Annotated in this window: 22 protein-coding genes; 6 read left to right on the forward strand and 16 right to left on the reverse strand. The window is 37.2% G+C overall.

Annotation, left to right across the window (positions count from 1 at the left end):
• Positions 1 to 186 precede the first annotated feature (186 nt).
• Positions 187 to 1,146: a S66 family peptidase gene (locus BCR24_RS00465; protein WP_069638598.1), complete on the forward strand. Its 960-nt coding sequence runs from the start codon at positions 187 to 189 to the stop codon at positions 1,144 to 1,146.
• Positions 1,147 to 1,203: 57 nt separating this feature from the next.
• On the opposite strand, the gene BCR24_RS00470 is transcribed toward BCR24_RS00465, so the two are convergent.
• On the reverse strand, positions 1,204 to 1,569 hold the full coding sequence (locus BCR24_RS00470; RefSeq protein WP_069638599.1) for a MerR family transcriptional regulator: 366 nt from the start codon (positions 1,567 to 1,569) through the stop codon (positions 1,204 to 1,206).
• Positions 1,570 to 1,663: 94 nt separating this feature from the next.
• Here BCR24_RS00470 and BCR24_RS00475 point away from each other — a divergent pair, with 94 nt between their 5' ends.
• Positions 1,664 to 2,431, forward strand: a complete 768-nt coding sequence (locus tag BCR24_RS00475) for an SDR family NAD(P)-dependent oxidoreductase (protein ID WP_069638600.1) — start codon at positions 1,664 to 1,666, stop codon at positions 2,429 to 2,431.
• A gap of 459 nt (positions 2,432 to 2,890) precedes the next feature.
• Here the strand turns inward: BCR24_RS00475 and BCR24_RS00480 are convergent, their stop codons facing one another.
• The 7 genes from BCR24_RS00480 to BCR24_RS00510 all read right to left on the reverse strand — a co-directional run bounded on the left by BCR24_RS00480 (position 2,891) and on the right by BCR24_RS00510 (position 8,768).
• A complete protein-coding gene (locus BCR24_RS00480) occupies positions 2,891 to 3,748 on the reverse strand; it encodes a DegV family protein (RefSeq protein WP_069638601.1) in 858 nt (285 codons plus the stop codon).
• Positions 3,741 to 4,310 (reverse strand): DUF1836 domain-containing protein, encoded by a 570-nt coding sequence (locus BCR24_RS00485; protein WP_069638602.1) that lies wholly within the window; start codon positions 4,308 to 4,310, stop codon positions 3,741 to 3,743. The genes BCR24_RS00480 and BCR24_RS00485 overlap by 8 nt, the downstream gene beginning before the upstream one ends.
• A gap of 141 nt (positions 4,311 to 4,451) precedes the next feature.
• Entirely contained in the window at positions 4,452 to 5,081 is a 630-nt protein-coding gene (locus BCR24_RS00490; RefSeq protein ID WP_069638603.1) for a MarR family winged helix-turn-helix transcriptional regulator, read from the reverse strand.
• A 187-nt stretch (positions 5,082 to 5,268) separates the two neighbouring features.
• A complete protein-coding gene (locus BCR24_RS00495; protein ID WP_069638604.1) occupies positions 5,269 to 5,916 on the reverse strand; it encodes a TIGR01906 family membrane protein in 648 nt (215 codons plus the stop codon).
• A gap of 1 nt (position 5,917) precedes the next feature.
• Positions 5,918 to 6,688, reverse strand: a complete 771-nt coding sequence (locus BCR24_RS00500; RefSeq protein ID WP_069638605.1) for a TIGR01457 family HAD-type hydrolase — start codon at positions 6,686 to 6,688, stop codon at positions 5,918 to 5,920.
• 6 nt (positions 6,689 to 6,694) lie between these two features.
• On the reverse strand, positions 6,695 to 7,354 hold the full coding sequence (locus tag BCR24_RS00505) for a YutD family protein (protein WP_069638606.1): 660 nt from the start codon (positions 7,352 to 7,354) through the stop codon (positions 6,695 to 6,697).
• Between the two features lie 34 nt (positions 7,355 to 7,388).
• Positions 7,389 to 8,768, reverse strand: a complete 1,380-nt coding sequence (locus BCR24_RS00510; RefSeq protein WP_069638607.1) for a bifunctional metallophosphatase/5'-nucleotidase — start codon at positions 8,766 to 8,768, stop codon at positions 7,389 to 7,391.
• A 91-nt stretch (positions 8,769 to 8,859) separates the two neighbouring features.
• Here BCR24_RS00510 and BCR24_RS00515 point away from each other — a divergent pair, with 91 nt between their 5' ends.
• Positions 8,860 to 9,318 (forward strand): methylated-DNA--[protein]-cysteine S-methyltransferase, encoded by a 459-nt coding sequence (locus tag BCR24_RS00515; RefSeq protein WP_069638608.1) that lies wholly within the window; start codon positions 8,860 to 8,862, stop codon positions 9,316 to 9,318.
• Between the two features lie 115 nt (positions 9,319 to 9,433).
• Here BCR24_RS00515 and BCR24_RS00520 read toward each other — a convergent pair whose 3' ends face one another.
• From BCR24_RS00520 to BCR24_RS00550, 7 genes are all read right to left on the reverse strand, one after another.
• A complete protein-coding gene (locus BCR24_RS00520) occupies positions 9,434 to 9,856 on the reverse strand; it encodes an Asp23/Gls24 family envelope stress response protein (RefSeq protein WP_069638824.1) in 423 nt (140 codons plus the stop codon).
• Positions 9,857 to 9,883: 27 nt separating this feature from the next.
• A complete protein-coding gene (locus tag BCR24_RS00525; RefSeq protein ID WP_239574075.1) occupies positions 9,884 to 10,120 on the reverse strand; it encodes a DUF2273 domain-containing protein in 237 nt (78 codons plus the stop codon).
• Positions 10,121 to 10,129: 9 nt separating this feature from the next.
• On the reverse strand, positions 10,130 to 10,693 hold the full coding sequence (gene amaP, locus BCR24_RS00530; protein WP_069638610.1) for an alkaline shock response membrane anchor protein AmaP: 564 nt from the start codon (positions 10,691 to 10,693) through the stop codon (positions 10,130 to 10,132).
• A gap of 200 nt (positions 10,694 to 10,893) precedes the next feature.
• Positions 10,894 to 12,075, reverse strand: a complete 1,182-nt coding sequence (locus BCR24_RS00535) for an AI-2E family transporter (protein ID WP_069638611.1) — start codon at positions 12,073 to 12,075, stop codon at positions 10,894 to 10,896.
• 237 nt (positions 12,076 to 12,312) lie between these two features.
• A complete protein-coding gene (locus tag BCR24_RS00540; protein WP_069638612.1) occupies positions 12,313 to 14,001 on the reverse strand; it encodes a ribonuclease J in 1,689 nt (562 codons plus the stop codon).
• Positions 14,002 to 14,032: 31 nt separating this feature from the next.
• Positions 14,033 to 14,905: a 4-hydroxy-tetrahydrodipicolinate synthase gene (gene dapA, locus BCR24_RS00545; protein ID WP_069638613.1), complete on the reverse strand. Its 873-nt coding sequence runs from the start codon at positions 14,903 to 14,905 to the stop codon at positions 14,033 to 14,035.
• 140 nt (positions 14,906 to 15,045) lie between these two features.
• Positions 15,046 to 16,101 carry an aspartate-semialdehyde dehydrogenase gene (locus BCR24_RS00550; RefSeq protein ID WP_069638614.1) on the reverse strand — a complete coding sequence of 352 codons (1,056 nt, stop codon included), beginning with the start codon at positions 16,099 to 16,101 and terminating at the stop codon, positions 15,046 to 15,048.
• Between the two features lie 372 nt (positions 16,102 to 16,473).
• Between BCR24_RS00550 and BCR24_RS00555 the strand changes: the two genes are divergently transcribed.
• Together BCR24_RS00555 and BCR24_RS00560 are read left to right on the forward strand one after the other, a co-directional pair.
• A complete protein-coding gene (locus BCR24_RS00555; RefSeq protein ID WP_069638615.1) occupies positions 16,474 to 18,120 on the forward strand; it encodes an alpha-keto acid decarboxylase family protein in 1,647 nt (548 codons plus the stop codon).
• 93 nt (positions 18,121 to 18,213) lie between these two features.
• Complete coding sequence (locus tag BCR24_RS00560; protein WP_069638616.1) at positions 18,214 to 18,672, forward strand: S-ribosylhomocysteine lyase; 459 nt, start codon at positions 18,214 to 18,216, stop codon at positions 18,670 to 18,672.
• A 170-nt stretch (positions 18,673 to 18,842) separates the two neighbouring features.
• On the opposite strand, the gene BCR24_RS00565 is transcribed toward BCR24_RS00560, so the two are convergent.
• On the reverse strand, positions 18,843 to 19,661 hold the full coding sequence (locus BCR24_RS00565) for a ZIP family metal transporter (protein WP_069638825.1): 819 nt from the start codon (positions 19,659 to 19,661) through the stop codon (positions 18,843 to 18,845).
• Between the two features lie 160 nt (positions 19,662 to 19,821).
• Between BCR24_RS00565 and spxB the strand changes: the two genes are divergently transcribed.
• Positions 19,822 to 21,549, forward strand: a complete 1,728-nt coding sequence (spxB, locus tag BCR24_RS00570) for a pyruvate oxidase (RefSeq protein WP_069638617.1) — start codon at positions 19,822 to 19,824, stop codon at positions 21,547 to 21,549.
• The last annotated feature ends 74 nt before the right edge of the window (positions 21,550 to 21,623 follow it).

Raw genomic sequence — 21,623 nt, forward strand, 5'->3', positions numbered from 1 at the left:
TAAGAGGCACCTCTTTTTTCTTTCATCTTTAGATTATTTAATCTTATTCTCTCCCATTATACCTTATTTTGTCCACCGTTTCACCTTTGACATTAAGAGGGCTTACTCTTTCTCATCTATACCTTGCAAAAATCAAGGTTTTCTGACTATAATTAGAAATAAGTTTTTTTAAAGGAAGCGATAAAAATGAAAGCACCTCGATTACAAGTAGGTGATGAAATCCGAGTCATTGCGCCATCTAGCAGTTTCTTGCGCTTAACAGATTTAGGCGTTCAGGTAGCTGTTCAAAAATTAACTGATTTAGGATTCAACATCACTTTTTCTAAACATACGGATGAGCAAGATATCTTGGGTTCTTCTTCGATTATGAGTCGGGTAAAAGATTTACACGAAGCCTTTTCAGATGAAAATGTCAAAGGAATCTTAACGGCCATTGGCGGATTTAATAGTAATGAATTATTGCCCTATCTTGACTTTGAATTAATTAAAAGACATCCTAAAATTTTTTGCGGTTACAGTGATATCACTGCTTTATGCAATGCTATTACCAGTAAGACAAAACTACTTACTTATGTTGGCCCACACTTCTCTAGTTTTCAAATGGATGAACTGCAACCCTATCAAACAGAAGCTTTTTTACAAGCTACGGCAACCCAAGCCGCTTTTGACGTTTCAGCCTCCAAGTCGTGGAGCCAAGATGAATGGTACTTACCTGAACCAACTCGTCATTTATTTGCGAATGAATGGAAAATCTATAGTCACGCAAAACCTGTCACAGGTACTTGTTATGGGGGAAATTTAGGAACTTTCCAACTACTTTTCGGGACTCGTTTTTTACCTGATCTTGAACAAGCTATTCTATTTGTGGAAAATGCCGAAGAAGATGACTACCACGATTTTGCCCGAGGCTTAGCCGCGTTATTGCAAGTAGTGCATCATCCAAAAGCGTTATTGATCGGCCGTTTCCCTAAAGAAACTGAAATGACCGAGGAACGCCTTTTGGCTATTTTGTCGAAGTATCCTCTGTTACGGGAAATCCCTGTCATTTATGATATGAATTTTGGGCATACACAGCCGATTTTTACAATTCCCATTGGGGATAAAGCAACCGTTGATACCGCACAAAAGAAAATCACCTTTTTCTAAGTAAACAATCCCTAGTCGAGGTTTTGCTGACACATAGCGCCTCTCCTTAAGGGATTTTTATTTTTTAAGTGCTGCTTCCATTTGCTCATACAAACTAATTTTATTATCTAACAATTCAAGATGACTTTTGACTTTTTCATATTCAGCCATGATCTGTATGCGATGGTTCAGCAATAATTGTTTGCGCTCGGGAATCGTGGTATCACCAATTTTTCTTAACTGAGTATACTTTTTGATCTCTTTCAAAGAAATGCCCGTATTTTTTAGTTTAATCACAAAATTAGCCCAATCCAGATCCTCTTCTCCATAAACACGATAATTATATTCATTTCTGACAGGTTCAATCAACCCTTCTTTTTCATAATATCTTAATGTATAAACACTAATCCCAATCTTCTCAGCAAATTCACTAATCGTATACATTGTTTTCACATCCTTTTTTTGCTTGCTTTAGAGATGGCTCGAACCCCTATACTATGAGTGTAACATCAATTTTACTTTTCAGGAGGAAGAAATCATGAAGTATACAGTTATCACAGGTGCTAGTTCAGGTATTGGCTGGGAAACAGCAAAAGCATTTAGTAAGCAGGGAAAAAATTTAATTTTGATTGCACGAAGAACAGAGCTACTTAAGCATTTAAAAGAAGAAATACTTGTCGACTTCCCTACACTTGACATCGTTCTTCAAACAGTTGACTTATCTCAAGAAAAAAATATTTTTACTTTGTACAATAATTTGAAATCATATGATATTGAAACTTGGATCAATAATGCTGGATTTGGTTATTATCATGGTGTATCAGATCAAAGTTTAAATACGGTTAGTCAAATGCTACGTTTAAATATTGAAGCTGTGACTTTATTATCCACGCTTTATGTCACCGATTATGAAAATGTAGCTGGTGCTCAATTAATCAATATTTCTTCGGCAGGTGGTTATAAAAATGTCCCTAACGCTGTCACTTATTGCGCAACAAAGTTTTATGTCAGTGCTTTTACAGAAGGAATCGCGTTAGAACTGCAAGCTAAAGACGCACCTCTCAAAGCAAAAGTTTTAGCTCCTGCAGCAACAGAAACAGAATTTGCACAAATAGCGAATGGCTCAAACTCTTATGATTATACTAAAGGCTTCACAACCTTTCATACAGCGAGAGAAATAGCAGAATTTCTTATCAAGCTGTACCAAAGCCAAGAAGTCGTAGGTCTCGTTGATCGAAACACATTTAACTTTCACTTATCCGGACCGCTCTTTGATCATTATCAAACAGGAATAAAAAATATATAAAAAGAAGGAGTCTGTATAAACGGTGGAGCAGAAGCAATCACTACGCTTCGCTTCGATCACATCAAATTCTAAGTGCTAAAGCACTAACATTTGAAGGCTTCAGAAATAAGCTGAAATTGTTGTAAAACACCGTGAATGTTATGAACTGATGTTACACAATACCTACTTGGTCACAAAAATTTGAAGAGTACCAATTAGGAAGCATTCAACATCGTAATTAAACATTCCGTGTTTCTTATCATTTTCGTGAATTTCTTCTTATTGCTGTAAAACACAACGAAGTATGAGTTTATGTTGCTCAGTACCTACGTGGTTCTCGGGATTAAACACTCCTGTCCAAGCCACCTTCTATATAATAGCGTAAATTCAGTGAGTAACCTCTCAATTTTTTGATAAAAAGCAAATGAAAAAATTACCAGCAAAGTCATTTGATTAAATGCCTTTTGCTGGTAGTTAACTTTAATCTAAAAGTTGAATGCCGATCCCTAATAGTCCCGGTCCTGTATGAACAACTAACGCTGGACTGATCGTTCCAAAATAAATTTTTTCTGCTTGAGGAAATTGTTCTTTTAATTTAGCATAGAATGCTTCGGCCTCTTCAACCGCTTGTCCTTGGGCAACTGCTAAAACAAATTTTTTATGATCGCCAATAAAAGCTTTCACTAAATCAAACGTCTTTTCTAAGCTTTTCTTCCTACCGCGAGCTTTGGCGACCGTATGATAAACTCCCTCTCCGTTACAAGAAATGATCGGGTTCAATTTTAACGCATTTCCTAAGATGGAAGCAACCAACCCAATGCGTCCGCCTTTTTGAAGATATTCAAGAGTAGCAACGTTAAAATAAACTTTTGCTTTTCCTACATTAGCAGTCAACGTTGTTTTGATTTCGTTCCACGAATGACCTGCCTCTATTAACTTTGCGGCTTCAATTGCTTGGAGACCACTGCCGATCCCAATATTTTTTGTGTCTAAAACGTATGTTTCTAATCCTTCAAATTCTTCTGCAATTAAGCGAACAACATTATATGTCCCACTCAATCCACTAGAAATCGTAACAGCCAATACTTTTTCATAACCATCTGTTTTGATTTTTTCAAAAATATTGGTAATGGTTTCGCCATCAGGTAACGAGGTACTAGGAATTTCAACAGCTAAACCCTCGTATACTTCTTCAGGTGTAATGTCTACTTTATCTGTATAAATACGATCTTTATAAATAATTTGTAAAGGGATCATATACATTCCATATTGTTCCACTAATTCTTGCGGAACATCTGTCCCTGAATCCACTAATAGAGCAATCTTTTCTTTATTCATTCTCATATTCTCCATTTTCTTCTATGTTTTTTTGTGCTAACTCAATAACTTTTTCAGTGAACAACTTTGTTGCAAATGACAAGGTAGCCCCTTTGACGATCATAAATTCTACTGGAATCGATTGATCGAAAGCTGCGACGGGTTCATTCCCCAAAGCTTGGGCAACAACTACTGCTATAGCTGCTTCTTGCTCATCGCAAAATAGATCATATGCTTCACGAATACCAACCGCTGCTCCTTGATATAAAATACCTTGTTTGATTTCTGGTATTGTTAGTACTTGTTTTAATAAAGTAATCGCAATCAAAAAAGCTAAGTGCTTTTGATTATAGCGTTTTTTATTAGGTGGTGGAATCAGCCCTAATTTCACATAATTATTGACCATCGAAGAGGTCAATAATGTGTGTTTTTCTTTTAATATAACTGGCGATAGGTAACGCTCAACCAATGTGATCACTTGATCCATATACAATTCCAGCTCGGGTAATTCATGCCATCTTGGCAAATGAACATCTACCAACGCTTTGCCCCATACTTGTAAAGAGGATTTTATTTCATTCATAAGATCCCTCCTTCTATTTACTAAAACAGTTTAACATTATTTCGAAAAACATTCAATCTAGTTTTAAAAACTAGATTGAATTTAATAAAAAACAAGCTTTCTTTAAAAGAAAACTTGTTTAACGTCAAATATTGTAATTTCTTAAAAATCATCAAAGCCCTCTTCTTCATCCGTTTGTTTGAACGGGTCAAAAGCAAATTTTCTGCTTTTTTGAAAACCTACTGCACCAAAAAGGTTGCGCGGATCAAAATCTGGGGCCATTTTTCCATGTGCATCACTAAATCCTCTTGCGCGCCCTCCATGTCTACCACTCATATGCGGTCCTCTAAAATCACGCTCTGCTTCAGGAATTTCAGCTTCTAAAGCTTCAAGTAATTTGCTCATGATGCTTTTAAATTCTTCTTGTTCTGATTCAGATAACACATCAAAGATCGTTTCTTCATCTTGTTTGCTATTTTCAGCAGCCGCTCTCCCAGCTTCAGTTAATCGGATCACCATCACACGGCGATCACTTTCGAGCGGCTCTCGGCTGATATAACCATTCTTTTCTAACTTGACTAATAACTCACCTAAAGATTGAGGACGCATATCTAAAAGATAAGACAATTCTTTTTGAGTCGTTTCAGGTTTAAGTTTCAACAAATTCAATACTCTGCCTTGTCCCCTATGTGGATTACCAAAAGGTCCATGTTCTCTACGACGTTTCATAAAATAGCGTTGCATCATTGCTTGTAAGCTTAGAAACTGTTCCATTAATGTTTGTTCTTCCATCGGTGATTCCTCCATTAAACAGAATATAAATCAGGTACCTGTCTTATATTGTAAAGGTACCTACATTAAATGTCAACAATTAAATATAAACGTTACTATTTCATTTCATTTTTTTTAAGAAGCTACCTGATCAAAAAAGGTTACGAGAAATATACTCTATGAGTTATTTCTCGTAACCTAACCTTCTTTATAACTTTTTTAGTTCTCGTTTTCCAAAAATAATACCGATCAAGAAAAACAATTCCAACAAAATAAAAAATAAAATAAAGCTATGCATAAAAAATGCTTCCGGTAAAGCATTGATAATTGGATCTGTAGCCGGATCAAATAACCAATCATCATTATTAAAAAATACACCATGAAACGCCACAAAAAACTGATCAAAGCCAATCGCCATCAACCCTGCAAAAAATACTGGTATGATCATTCCCCATTGAAATGGACGAATCAAGCGCCACACTCTTTTTTCCTTAATCAAGCGGAAAACAAAAAGACCACTTGGAATCACCGTAATGACCAACACTGCATAACAAAGTAAAAACAGACGCTTTACTTCATAAAAATGAAAGGCTCCACTTTTTGAAACAGGGAAATCTGATAGTTGTAATATATGATTAAAAGGATTATTCAAATATCCCATCAATTGTCCATAGTTTTTTAGTAATGTTGGTTTATCAATTGAAACATAGTCTAAAATAGCCAAAGAATCAATATCGCTACTATACAATGGTCGAAAATTGATTGTTATGGTAATACTCAACGCAATAATCGTTAGAATCAAACACGCGATCCCTAAACGTTCAACCCAGATCCAGTTGCTCTTTGCCCTTTTCATCTCAAAAAACCCATTCGTCTAAAGAATCAACAACATATGTTGGCTGTTCAGGTAAATGTGGAACTGCAGATTTTGCTGTAAATCCAGATAGGACTAGTAAACTATCGATATTATTTTGAAGTCCCGATTGAATGTCCGTTTCATAATTATCACCGACCATGATTACATCATCTTTGTTTAAGCCCATCACTTTTAAAGCTTCATCCATAATGATTGCATTTGGTTTTCCAATCATGACAGGATCTGTTTGCGAAGAGGTTTGAATTAACGAAATAAATGAACCTGCGCCTGGTAACAATCCACGTTCAGTTGGAATACTTTTGTCAGGATTCGTTCCGATGAACAGAGCGCCATTTCTGATACAAAGAGAAGCAACGGCAAGCTTTTCATAATTGATCTCAGTATCCAAGCCAACGACAACATAGTCTGGTGACTCTTCATCCCAGACAAATCCAGCAGACAAAATCAAATCCACTAGCCCTGATTCTCCAATTACATAAACCCGCTTCCCTTTGCCTTGTTCTTTCATATAGTCAATAGTTGCCAAGCTCGCTGTATAAATCGTCTTAGCGGGAACCTGAATATCAAACTCTTCACTAAGTCGTTTAGCAACCGCTATTGGAGTCTTTGTCGTATTATTCGTCACAAAAAGGAAAGGGATGTTCAATTCTTGCAATTGTTCAACAAATCTTTTTCCTGCTGGAATCACTTCTTTGCCTAAATAAATTGTACCGTCTAGATCGATCAAATATCCTTGATAATGTTTTTTCACAGATGATTACTCCTCACGTTGACGAATTGTAAATGAACGTCCTTTACCGACGCTTTTCTCTTGATTGCCAATGATTGCTTTTTTAGGTTGGTTTTCTTTGCGATTTTTAATTACTGGTTTTGTTTTATTTGATACAGGTATACGTTTTTCCTCTGTATGTGCTTGGTTTTGATAAGCTGGTTTTTTAGTTGTTTTTTTACGTCGTGTTTGTTGCTTTTCTCTTTTGCCGCCAACGCGCTCAATGACAAAATAGGCACAACCAAAATTACAATATTCATATAAATAGTCTTCCAACGTATCAATTCTCTGCTCAGGTGCCGCTTTACGATTCGTCTCATTGAAAAACCCTTTTAAACGAAGTTGATCATATCCCCAATCACCAACGATATAATCATATCTTGAAAGAACATCACTAAAACGTTCGCCCAATCTTTCAGCATCAAATGCTTCTCGATGATTTTTTACTAAAAGGTACTGACGTTCGCCGATCGTTACATGTTTCTCATCAATAAGCGAAACGATCTCACCTTTTTTCTTTTCTTTGACAGGTTCTTCTTTGATTTCTTCAAGAACAGCTGTGATTTCTTCCGTTAAGGTTGCTGCTGGTTCTTCTTTATGTTTAACTGGTTTGGTTGATTTATATGTTTTTTTTACTTTATCTGTCATTTTTTCACCGCCTAAATTTTATTATACCTTGTTTTTAAAGGATTGGGTAGTGCGTCTTCAAGTAGTTTCCTAATACGGTTCGCAAAAATTCTGGAAAAATAAAGTCAACAGATCCAGCTAATTCGATTGTTGGAAAAAAAGGAATAAACATGAAATGGTCGATTGTTGTAAACGTGTAGTTACTTTCTAGTTCAATGGGTCGATGATTCCATAAAACTTCTTCCTTTTGCTTATTGTAAGCAAGACCATCATAATAAAGCTCCCCAAAAACCTTGCCGCGAAAACCCATTCCCATGATCGGAAACTTACGCAAATAATCACGATTTTTTTCCATTTCTTTGACCATACGAACCAAGTCGTGACCTGATAACGTCACACGGATCAGATGCATCGGATGTGGTAAAGCTTCATGCAGTTGATCAGCATTTACGATTCCCTTTGGTATATCTGTTAAAAATAAGCCATTATTTAAAATTGCGACTTCGGTTTGCCCTTTTTCTTTTAACGCTTTTAATGCCGTGACCATTAAAGGGTGTTCTGCATTCAAATCACTCAACAATGAATGAGGAATTTTAGCAATTTTTTTTGTTTTCAGTAAATGATGCCCTAAAGTTAGATAATCATCGATTTCCTTTTGATCTTGCACTAATGTAGGTAATTCAGCCGTTGCAATCGCTTTTGCTCCACTCTGAATAATTTGCCCTTTGTCCACTGATAACTGTACTTCACCTATATAATTACCAAATTTGCCTGCAGCAGAAAGCTGTGTCCCATTAATTTTTTCACCATACTTAAACAAATGATGTGTGTGTGAACCTAGCAACACATTGATCTCTGGGAATGCATTTGCAATTTTAAGGTCTTCATCAATTCCTAAGTGACTCATTAAAACTAAGATATCACACTTCGGCTGAACTTCTCTAATCAATTGCGGCAATACTTCTTTAATCGAGCGAATCTCCCAACCATTTGGTGCATAGGTTAAAGGAAATGGCGCAGTCAACGCAATCAAGCCGATTTTTGTCTGCTCTTTTGTTTCGATGATTTTATATGAACTCGTCCAAGCTGGCGCTTGATGTGTCGTTAAATCAAACAAGTTACCTAATAAAACCGGAAAATCCGCATGATCATACAACTGATTCAACTGCTCTTTTGAGTTACCGACCCCTTCATTATTCCCAATCGTCGCTGCATCATAGTCGACTTCATTCATCAATGCTATATTTGCTTGACCATCTGTCGCTTCTGTCAAAGGATGCCAACGATCAATAAAATCACCTAAATCAACAGTCAAAACAGTCTTTCCTGCCTCGGTATATTTTTTCTTTTGAAGAGTCAAATAGCGTCTGATTTTAGGCCAATTCTCTAAATGGGAATGTAAATCATTTGTATGAAAGATGATGATATCTTCCATTGTATCGCCCCCAATTTCAATCTATAAAAATATAGTACCACACTTCAAGATGGAGTATAATAAAGTAACGATTTAAATAAAGGAGAAAACTATGAAAATAACTGTACCTTTTGGTTCGCTTTGGTTAGATGCTGATGATAAAGGCCTCACAACTGTCGCTTTTTTTGAACTTGCTGACCATCAGACGAACCAGTATACAGAACTTGCAGCAAAAGAACTTGCAGAATATTTCTCAGGTAAACGAACAGTATTTTCAGTTCCCTTATCGATCAATACCGGGACCGATTTTCAAAGAGCTGTCTGGGATGCACTTGCTCAGATTCCCTTTGGTGAAACACGCAGTTATCAAGCTATTGCACAGGCTATCGCGTCACCAAAAGCTGTGCGAGCTATTGGACAAGCAAATAGTAAAAATCCGCTACCGATCATTGTACCTTGCCATCGAGTAATCGGTAAAAACGGTAAACTAACAGGCTATTTAGGTAGTATCGAGCATGACGGTCTTAGTATAAAAGAATTTTTGTTACAATTAGAGCATGTCACACGCTAAAAAGAATAAGGGTGAAGCAAAACTTTTTCTAGTTTTGCTTCACCCTTCAAACGAAAGTAAATACTTTATCAATTGATTGTTGCTTTATATAGAATGAAAATTCGTTCAAAAAATATTAATTACGATCGGTATTTTGATCGCTATCTTTACCGCGATATTTCTCCAAGTATTGTTCTTTAGTCATGACATCATCTACATTCATATTAAATTCTACAAGATCTAAACCTGTCATATGATGAATAGATTCTTTTACTTTTTCAACTGTTTGATCAAATACTTGTGCAATATTTACATCATATTTGCAGATTACTGCTACATCAACAGCTACCTGCTTCGTACCAACTTCAACACTGACTCCTTTTGTAATGTCCTCATTCTCTCTAAAACGATCAGCAAAATCACTGAATAGATTGCCGCTCAACCCTAGAATACCATCAATATCTGAAATAACGACACCAACGATTTTTTTAATCACAACATCTTCAAATGTTAATTTTGCTTTTAACTCCCCTGAATTTCTTTCTACTGCGTCTACCATTTGCATCGAATCCTTCTAAATAATTTTTTAAATCCCTATCATAGACCTAACTGAATCTATCAAGGAATAAATATCCAAGTCTTCATCACGCATTTTCCCGATAACATATCCGACCCCTGCAAAAATCACGAGGACAAGTGTTTTCCAGAACCCGATCAATAATAACAATAAGGCTAATAGCAGAAATACCATTGTCCAAATGATCCGAAAGCGGTAAGGTTTAAGCAATTTTTCCCAACGGTCTTTCTTTTCTTGGTCCATCATTTTCCCCTCCTAAACCACTCGTGATTGTTTTTTACTAAAAGCTGAGGACTCTGTAGGCTCTTTTTCTCTTAAGTAAACCGTTACTCGACTATCAATCGATTCAAGTGTCTCAGCTAATGTATTTTGTAGCTGTTGGGTGATTTCTTCGGCCATTGGCTTAAAGCGTTCTTTACTTCGAACATCGATCCTTACTTTCACCGCTACTTTTTCTTTTCCTTTGATTTTAACCGTCATCTTCGTTTTATCTGGATGAATGATCGTACCATATGATTCTTGTACGATTTGTTCGATCGTGCTTTTTGGAATCTCAATTTGATTTTTGCCTTCTTTTATCACCAGACGTCTTCTACGTCCAGAAACGGATAACACAACCAGCAAGCCCAAAACCAACAGTCCTCCTAATATAAGTAATGTTCCTTCAAAAACCATGAACAATTTAGGATACTGATAAATAAGCGCTTCTACTTCATAAGATAACCAAGGAATAGTGATCAATTGGCTAAGTATAGTCAACGTGCCAATAAATAAAAGAAGAATCACGAATCCAATAATAATTTTCAGTAATCGTTTCATCTATTACCCTCCCCTATCATTCATTATTTTGTTCATATCTAAATTGTAACGCCTAAAAAAAAGTATTACAAAAGATACGAATTATCATTTTCCACGAAGTGGGAGTTTAACGCTAATACAACAAGTAAAAAAAGAGTAATTGATTAAAAGTCCCAACAAAAAATTGCTCTTTTAGTCAAAATCAATTACTCTTTTTCTAATTATTCATCTAAATACTCTTCTTTAGAAAATTCAGTATCTTCATATTCACCACTGTCACCATAGAAATGATTATATCGTTGTTTGAACTTACGAAAAACATAAGTCACAAAGACTTTAGCAATCGCATAAATTGGAATCCCAAAAATCAATCCGAACATCCCTAACAAATCACCCATCACCAATAAAACAATCACGATTGTTAATGGATGCACAACTAGACGTTTCCCCATTACTTGTGGTGCAATCAAATGACCATTCAGCATTTGAACAAGCATCCAGACTAAGCTCATCTTAATAAACATTCCAAACGAAACCATCAAAGCAACGATTGCCGCTGGTATAAATGCTATCACTGGTCCAATATAAGGAATCACGGCTGTAATCCCCACAATGATCGACAAGGTTCCTGAATAAGGTACTTTGATTAACCAAAAACCAATGAAGGTCAAGATACCAATTGCGATTGAGACTAGTATCTGCCCTTTTAAATAGGCACCCACTTGACTACTCATTGTTGTACCGATTTCTTTGGCATCACTTCTAAAGCGTGGTGGTATAATATTTAAAACAAAGGAAAAAAACTTTTGATCATCTTTCAATAAGAAAAAGGTAATGATCGGTGCTGTCACCATCACAAGTGCAAAACCCGTTAAGGTTGAAAATACCGTAGACGCCCCTTCAACAGCTTTGCTAAAATAACTTCCGATCCCATCTGAAACATTATCAAACCAACGCTGAATTCCATCTAAGGCATTGGCTAATGGTTTTTCTAATGCAGAATTGTGGAAAAAATCAGTGACCATTTTGTTTAAGTCATTCATATACTGCGGAAAACTTTCGATCAATCCCTCTACTTGCTTTTGTAGGAGTGGTACAACTAAGATGATCCCGATCACAATCAACGCAATCAAGACAATAAAAATAGCTGAAACACCATAAACTCGTTTTATTTTATGTCTCTCTAACCAGTTGACCACTGGATTGAACAAATAATATAAAATCAATGCTAAAATCGTTGGCCCAATAATTGTTTTAAAGACAACTCCAATTGGTCCAAAAATAAACCCCACTTCATGAAAAACAAAAATCACAGCACCCAGTAATAATAAGGCTACTAATGTGAATAATAAATTTTTACCCCCAAGAAACTTGATCCAGCGGGTTTCTTGCTTCTTTTCCATTGTTATCACTCCTCAAAATCGACGTCTACAGGACTTAATTAACTTTCAAAAAGATAAACAAGTGACATTTCAGCTACCGTCAGCGCTTTTCCTAAAAACTTAGCCCATAGAACTCGTTATTTCCATTCTTTATTGTATCGAAAAAAATGATATCTGTAAAAAAATAATTGCTTTGTTTTTTACTATCAGAAATAAAAATCACTCAGCCACCGTAAACTGACTGAGTGAATGATTTCTTTAATTGGTAGCTTTGCGCCCTTTACGTTGAGTTGCTTCCATGATCACAGGAAGAATCACTGGACGTCTTTTCGTTTGTTCAAACAAGTAACGGCTTAATTGCTCGCGAATATCTTGTTTTAGTTTACTCCATTCAAAATCGCTGCTTTCAAGATGCTTTTCAACGATCTCCGTCACAATATGACTGCTTTCCTTCATCAAGTCTTTGCTAGTTTTCACATAAACAAATCCTCTTGAGGTAATCTTTGCAGGTGATACGATTCGTTTTTCACGACGATTGATCGTAACTACAGCGACAAAAATACCATCTTCTGATAAAATTCTACGGTCACGCAGGACAATATTTCCAATATCACCAACGCCAATACCATCGATCATGATATTATCAGCAGTTGTACTGCCAGCGACATTCATTTTTTGCTTGCTATATTCAAGGATATCTCCTCGACCAGTAATGAAAATATTTTTGTATGGAATCCCTAATTCATGAGCTAAATCAGCATGTGCTGCTAATTGACGGTACTCTCCTTGAATAGGAACAAAATATTTAGGTTTGATCAAATTTAACATCAATTGTAGATCATTAGGATTAGCGTGACCTGAGACACGCATGTTATCTGATATTTGTTTGACCACGCCACCAGCACGGTAAACGATATCTTCGGTTTTAGCCACAGCAGTTTCCATAGCCGTTGTCGGCGTCGTTGTAATGTATACCAAATCGCCTTCTTGAATTTTGACCACACGATGTGTCCCATTAGCCATTTTTTGTAATGACTTGATTGGTTCTCCCATTGTGCCAGTTTCTAAAATAACTAGCTGCTCTGCTTGATATTTTTTCATATCCTTCACAGTAATAATCAAATCTTCACTTGGTAATTTTAATTTATCCAGTTTAATCGCAGTATTGATGATCCGTTGAAAATCTTGACCTGTCAATACGATTTTACGATCTGAACGGTGTGCCGCATCTAACACTTGTTGGACACGCTGCAAATTACTAGCTACACAGGCTACGATAATACGACCTTCCCAATACCGGATCGTATCAAAAACTTCATCCGCAATTTGTAGCTCTGAAACAACTTGAGCCGGATTTTCAGCATTAGAAGAGTCACTCAGTAAAGCCAAAACACCTTCTCTGCCAATCTCTGCTACACGGCCAAAATCTGTTTGATACATCGGAATCGCACTTTGATCAAACTTGAAATCTCCTGTGTAAACAATGTTACCTTCTTTTGTCTTTAAATTGATTCCGATCGAATCAGGAATCGTATGTGTTGTGCGGAAAAAACTGATGGTAGCATGCTCAAAGTCAATTTCTGTATGAGCATCGACTACGTGAAAATCATTAAAGTCTTTAGAATCTGCCTGATCTCCTACGTTTAATTTTGCTAACTCGATCGTTAATTCTGTCCCAAATACTGGTACATGAACTTTCGATAAAAGATACGGTAACGCCCCGATTGCATCGGCGTGACCATGCGTTAAGAAAATTCCTGCAACACGGTCGATGTTTTCCACTAAATACGTAAAATCGGGAATCACCACATCAATTCCTAATAGCTCATTTTCTGGATATTTTAATCCACAATCCAGTACAAAAATTTCATCTTCCACTTCTGCGATGTACATATTTTTTCCATTTTCACGAACGCCGCCTAAAGGAACGATTTTTATTGTACTCACTTACTTCACCTCTCTATATTCTCATACTGAATCAAATATCCAGTATGCTTAAAATTTTCGCTTTTTCTTCAGAAGTACAGGATACAAGAGGTAAACGTAGGTCACCAACAGAGATGCCCATGTGATTTAGAACTGCTTTCACAGGTGCCGGTGAAGGAGCTGAAAACAAGGCATCCATCTTCGGCAATAATTGCCGTTGAATACTTGCAGCTTGCTTGATTTCTCCATGATCCAACGCTTGAAACATCTCATACATTTCAGTGCCAAACACATGACTAGCAACTGATATTACCCCTTGTCCACCCAAAGCTTTATTGGAAAATGCTAAGGAGTCTTCTCCAGTATACACTAAAAAGTCTTTTGGTGCCTTTTCTATCAACTCAGTCAACGCATCTAGCCCGAAACATTCTTTGATCGCGATAATATTATTTAATTCGGCTAAACGCAAACTCGTTGCTACATCAAGGTTTGCGACCGTTCTGCCAGGTACATTATATAAAATGATCGGTAAATCACTCGCTTCAGCAATTGCTTTGAAATGCTGATACAAGCCTTCTTGATTTGGTTTATTGTAATAAGGGACTACAGCCAAACCAGCATCGATCCCTCTGATTGCTGAAATCTCCTGCACAAATTCAATAGAGTCCCTTGTATCATTGGTTCCCACACCACAGATGATCGGTACTCGTCCATCAACCAAACGAATCACTTCGTTGAATAACTCGATTTCTTCATCATGAGTCAACGTTGGCGATTCCCCTGTTGTTCCTGCTAAAATAATTCCTTCTGTATGATGATCAAGCAAGTGTTTCACTAATTGGGGCAGCTTCGCAAAATCGATTGCGCCGCTTTCATCAAAAGGTGTGACCATTGCTGTAATTATCGTTGCATTTTCTAAATTCATACTTACTACCTCCTATTTTAAGTAGCGTAACAGGCTCAATCGACCTTATAGAAAAAAGGGGAAATAACGTTGCGACGCTTTTTATCACAAACATAGTTTATTCTTTTTCTATGATTTTAGCCTGCATAGCTAAATGACATTTAAACCCTTACCAAATCCATCTCATGTAATGTTTCCGCAATTTGAACTGAATTCCAAGCAGCGCCTTTTAATAAGTTATCAGAAACAACCCACATATGGTAGCCTTTATCAATATCGATATCTTGACGAATTCTTCCAACAAATGTTTCTTTGCGGTCAATGCTCGTTAAAGCTTGCGGATAAAGTTGTTGACTTGGATCATCTTGTAAAACGGCTCCCGGTGCTTTTGCAATCAACTCTTTGATTTTGGCAACATTAGAACCCTCTTCTTTAACCTCAATGTAAATTGATTCAGAATGGCCAGATAGTACAGGAATACGGACACACGTCGCAACAACTTTGATGCTGTCATCTTCCATGATTTTCTTCGTTTCGTTAATCATTTTCCATTCTTCATACGTATAATCAGCGTCTGCAAAAACATCGATCTGTGGTAATGCATTGAATGCGATTGGATAATGCTTTTTATCACCACCACACGGCAAAATCGTTGCCGTCAATTGATCTGCAGGTGTTCCGTTGATATACGCTGTCGCTTGTGATTTTAACTCGTCCATCGCGTTGATCCCTGCGCCACTAACTGCTTGATAGGTTGAAACAATCACACGATCTAAACCATATGCTTGACGAATTGGTTCAAGTGCTACAATCATTTGAATCGTCGAACAATTTGGATTTGCGATGATTCCTTTATGTCTTTTTAGTGCCTCAGGATTGACTTCTGGTACAACCAAAGGAACATCCGCGTTCATTCTGTAATGACTTGTATTATCCACCACGACTGCTCCACGTTTGACCGCTTCAGGGGCAAATTGTTTAGAAATCGTTCCACCGGCGCTAAATAAAGCAATATCCACATCCGTAAATGAGTCAGGTATTAGCTCTTCGATGACAAGTGTCTGCCCTTTAAACGTTACTTCTTTTCCCGCTGAACGTTTTGACGCTAATAATTTCACCTGATTGATTGGTAAAGATGTTTCTGCTAACATTTCGATCATTTTTGTGCCAACAGCACCCGTTGCGCCTACCACGGCAACATTATACATTTTTTTCATACTTAATTGATCTCCTCTCAAATTCCTGAAGAAAGTTGCTTTTTCTATTTTAACATAATATCGGCTTTTACTACATAGGAAGTAAAATGATTTTGCTATCTTTTCAGAAAAAGATAAATAATCTCTTTCAAATTCAACTTTAATAGCTTTCTTATTATTCGAGCAGGATAGTCGACTAAACGATTTTGCAGTTTTATACTTGCTTTGAAACTAGGGGCACGAATAAAAATAGTAGGATGTTCGCTTCACGTCCTAGCATTTTGGGAAAAAGATGGAAGTTAAATGAGGGAAAAATATCTTAGGTAGTTTTTCCTCTTTTCCTGTCAAAGTGAGATGAGCCCGCTACGCTTTTAAATTTAGGAGGATGATTAGATGTACACTGTAGCAGATTATTTACTAGACCGCTTAAAGGAACTCGGTATTGATGAGATTTTTGGGGTCCCAGGAGATTATAATTTACAGTTCTTAGACCATATTACTGCAAGAAAAGATTTTAAATGGGTTGGTACTGCTAATGAGTTGAATGCTGCCTATATGGCTGACGGCTACGCTCGCACTAAAGGAATCGCAGCTTTTGTTACTACGTTTGGTGTAGGAGAATTGAGTGCGGTCAATGGCTTAGCTGGCAGTTTTGCCGAAAATGTTCCAGTGGTCGAGATCGTAGGCTCGCCCACTACTAGCATCCAAGAAGCAAAAAAATTAGTTCATCATACCTTAGGAGACGGAAACTTTCTTCGTTTTGAAAAAATGCACGAAGAAGTGACCTCTGCGATTGCTCATTTAACTGCTGAAAATGCTTTAACTGAGATCGATCGCGTTCTTACGATTGCCCTAACCAGCAAACGTCCAGTCTATATCAATTTGCCAATTGATATTGCTGACGTTCATGCCACCAAGCCTCAAGCACCCTTAAATCAATTAACAAGTAAACTGACGGATGTAGAAGTAGCTATTTTAAGTAAAATCGAAGACGCATTACAGCAGGCTGAAAATCCGGTTATCATTGCTGGTCATGAGATATTAAGTTATCATATCGAACAACAATTAGATGAATTTATCCAAAAATTTAATCTGCCGATCACTACTTTACCCCTTGGAAAAAGTGCATTCAATGAAGAAGATGCTCATTATCTAGGAACCTACACAGGCTCAACTACTGCAGAACCTTTAAGAAGCCGTGTCGATACAGCAGATTTAGTGTTACTTTTAGGTGTAAAACTAACAGATTCTGCAACATCCGGCTTTAGTTTTGGTTTTACAGAAAAACAAATCATCTCAATTGGAAGTACAGAAGTTTTACTTTATGGAGAAAAACACCAAAAAGTCCAGCTAGACCGCTTTGTTGCTGCGCTCGCAACATTATCTTTTTCTAGATTTACAGGCGATATTCTTCCAGTAAAACGGCAGTCAGATCTAGAAATCAAAGATAATAAGATTACTCAAAAATATTTTTGGAAGAGAGTGGAAGCATTTCTTGTAAAAGGAGATACAGTAGTCAGCGAACAAGGGACTTCCTTTTTTGGTATGACGAACGTACCGCTAAAAAAAGAAATGCGTTTTATTGGTCAGCCATTGTGGGGATCGATTGGGTATACATTCCCTTCTCTTTTAGGAAGTCAAATTGCCAATAAAACCAGCCGTCATTTATTGTTTATCGGAGACGGTTCACTGCAATTAACGGTGCAAGAATTAGGAACTGCTTTAAGAGAAAAACTAACACCAATTATTTTTGTGATCAATAATAATGGCTATACTGTGGAGCGAGAAATTCATGGTGCTACGGAGCAATACAACGATATTCCAATGTGGGATTATCAGAACCTTCCGTTTGTTTTCGGCGGAACAACTAACAATGTCACCGTCTATAAAGTCACCACTGAAAAGGAACTTAACAAAGCCATGACAGCGGCCAGACAAGATAATACCCGTCTCCAATGGATCGAAGTTATAATGGATCAAGATGATGCACCTGTTTTATTAAAAAAATTAGCCAAAATATTTGCCCAACAAAATTCTTAACAGAATCCACAGATAAAGCGAAATCTATTGACTTTCTAAAGTGTTTTGTTATAGTTAAAAGCGACATTTACTTAATTTGAAGGAGTGAATAACATGGCACGTGTTGAAAGTTTTGAATTAGACCATAATACAGTAAAAGCCCCTTATGTTCGTTTAGCGGGTACTGAAAAAAATGGTGAGGCGTTGATTGAAAAATACGATTTACGTTTCTTACAACCGAATGAAGACGAATTACCGACTGCTGCAGTTCACACATTAGAACACCTATTAGCTGTAAACTTACGTGATCACCTGGAAGGTATCATCGATATCTCGCCAATGGGTTGTCGCACTGGTTTTTACATGATCATGTGGAATGAACATTCACCAAAAGAAATTCGTGATGCATTGGTTAAAGTCTTGACCTTTATCGCAGAAACAGATTTTGTTCCTGCAGTTTCTGCTAAAGAATGCGGTAACTATAAAGATCATTCTTTATTTTCCGCACAAGAATATGCAAAGATCGTTTTAGAAAAAGGAATTAGTTTGGATCCGTTTGAACGCGTGATGTAAAACTTTATTTGACTAAAGAAAACGAGTAAGCAGGAAATGGTATTTCCTGCTTACTCGTTTTTTATTATGTGCTATAATTTGTCTCTTCATTCCCACAACCTTTTATTGCTTATTTTCTCATCCCGATACATTCTAAAACTAGACTATATTTCTAAATCAATTAAAGAAAATCATCCCAAAGCTACATCTAAAATCATCATAATAATAAACCCTAACATCACACCAAATACTGCAAAATGACGCTTACTAGTCACGGTTTGTTGTGCTTCTGGAATTAATTCTTCTACTACAACGTAAATCATCGCTCCCGCTGCAAATGCTAAGGCATACGGCAACAGCAATGTTACTTTAGTTACTAAAACAGCCCCGATGATTCCTGCTATTGGTTCAACAATTCCTGATGCTTGTCCGTAAAGAAAAGCTTTTTTACGACTTAAATTTTCTTGTCGCAATGGAATTGAAACAGCAGCACCTTCTGGAAAGTTTTGGATACCGATCCCTAACGCTACAGAAATAGCTGCCAATACTGCTTTTTTAGGATCATCAGCGGAACTCGCTGCGCCAAATGCAACGCCCACAGCTAAACCTTCTGGAATATTGTGTAACGTAATTGAAAAAACCAATAAAATCGTCCGTTTTAAATGACTTGGCAATCCTTCTTTTTCATGATTCGGCCCAAAATGCATATGTGGCAAAGTCTTGTCTGCAATATAAAGAAACAACCCACCTAACCCAAAGCCAAAACTAACGACCAGCCAAGCAATACTCCCATTTTCTTCCGCCTGCTTGATTGCCGGATCTAGTAATGACCAAAAACTTGCTGCAATCATCACACCAGCCGCAAATCCGAGCATCATATTCAGAATTTCTTTTTTAATATCCTTAAAAAAGAAGACCAAGCCAGCTCCTAAAGCCGTCATAAAATAAGTAAAACCTGTCCCCACCAATGCTTGCTGCCAAGCTTCCAAAGATAACAGCCAATCAATAATTATAAACACCCCATCTTCCCCAAATTCTTTTCTTCCCTTAACTTTATCATATCAGTGATTTTATAACCACGCATAATGCAAAAAAGGCTTTCGTTTGGTACAAAAATCTAGAACGAGTATACTTTAGATAGAAAGAAAATTAAGAAATGGAGTGAGTAAAATGGTCGAAACAATCAATGCTGCTGTTGCGATGATCAACGTTTTAGAAAGTTGGGGCATCGATCACATTTATGGCATACCAGGTGGTTCCTTCAACTCCACGATGGATGCCTTATATCAAGAAAAAAACAGCATCAACTTTATCCAAGTCCGTCACGAAGAAGTTGGCGCGCTAGCTGCTGCCGCTGATGCTAAACTAACCGGAAAAATTGGTGTAGCTTTTGGCTCTGCTGGACCTGGTGCGACTCATTTAATCAATGGTTTGTATGATGCTAAAATGGATCATGTTCCTGTCCTAGCTCTTTTGGGGCAAGTTGCGAGCGATTCAATGAATTACAACTCCTTTCAAGAATTAAATGAAAACCCTATGTTTGCTGACGTGAGTGTCTACAATCGAACCGTTATGACCCCAGAAAGTTTACCTCATGTCGTGGATGAAGCAATCAAAACGGCTTATAACTATAACGGTGTTGCTGTTGTAACGATTCCAGTTGATTTTGGAACAAAAGAAATCCCAGCACACAATAGTTCAACAGCTGAAAATCACCGAAAAGGTTTGGTCATGCCAAATTATCATGATCTAAAAAAAGCAATGCCTTTGATCAATGCTGCTGAAAAACCCCTTCTTTACATTGGACAAGGCTGTCGTAATGCCTGGCCAGAAATCAAAGCATTTTCAGAGCACTTTTCAATGCCTGTGGTCTCTGCTGTCCTAGGCAAAGGAATTGTCCCTGATGCTTATGAAAATTTTCTTGGCTTTGCCGCTCGAGTTGCAACTAAACCCGCAAATGAAGCCTTAGCAGAAACTGATTTGATTGTCTTTGTCGGTAGTGATTTTCCATTTGCGGCCAATTTCTTTAATCCGAGTGCAAAATTTATTCAAGTCGATACTGATTCTACTAAATTAGGTCGCCGTCATAAAACAGATGTCGCTATTTTAGGAGATGCTAAAGAGTCTCTAAAACGCATGGTGGAATTAGGTGAATCACGCCCATTTGATCGCTGGCTAAAAGCCAATCAAAAAAATAAAGTAAACTGGGTCAGTTGGTTAAGAAGTTTTGAAAATCAAGAGGATAAACCCCTTCGGGTAGAACCTGTTTTTAAAGAAATTCGTCGAATTGCTGATAAAGAAGCCATCTTTGTAACAGATGTTGGGAACACCACAATCCATGCTATTCGACTGCTTGAGATGAATGGTAAACAAAAATTTACTACATCAGGCTGGTTTGCTACGATGGGCAATGGTATCCCAGGAGGAATCGCTGCCCAATTGAGCTATCCAGATCGACAAGTCTTCACCTTGAGTGGAGATGGCGCATTTGCAATGGTCATGCAAGATATCATCACTCAGGTCAAATACAAACTACCAATTATCAATATCGTTTTTTCAAATGATTCTTTCGGCTTTATCGAGGCAGAACAAGAAGATAGTGAACAGAAGAAATTTGGTGTTTCATTAGAAGGAGCCGATTTTGGTAAAGTTGGCGAAGCACTCGGGGCACAAGGCTTTACAATAACAGACTATACGCAATTAGAGCCTGCCTTTACAGCTGCTAAAAAAAGCGAGCGTCCGGTTGTCATTGATATAAAAATCAGAAATACACGTCCTTTACCTGTTGAAGCATTGGTTTTAGATCCCGAAACTTTCAGTGAAGAAGAAATTGATGCTTTTAAAAAGCAATATGAAGTCCATGATTTACCTATTTTGAAAGAATTATTAAAAAGCTAATTAATAATAAACGTGCTTAACTCCCCCCTGCCCAATACGCTCTCTATGCATTGGGCAGGGGGGAGTCTATTTGT

The organism is Enterococcus ureilyticus, assembly GCF_001730315.1.
Taxonomy (GTDB): Bacteria; Bacillota; Bacilli; order Lactobacillales; family Enterococcaceae; genus Enterococcus_L; species Enterococcus_L ureilyticus.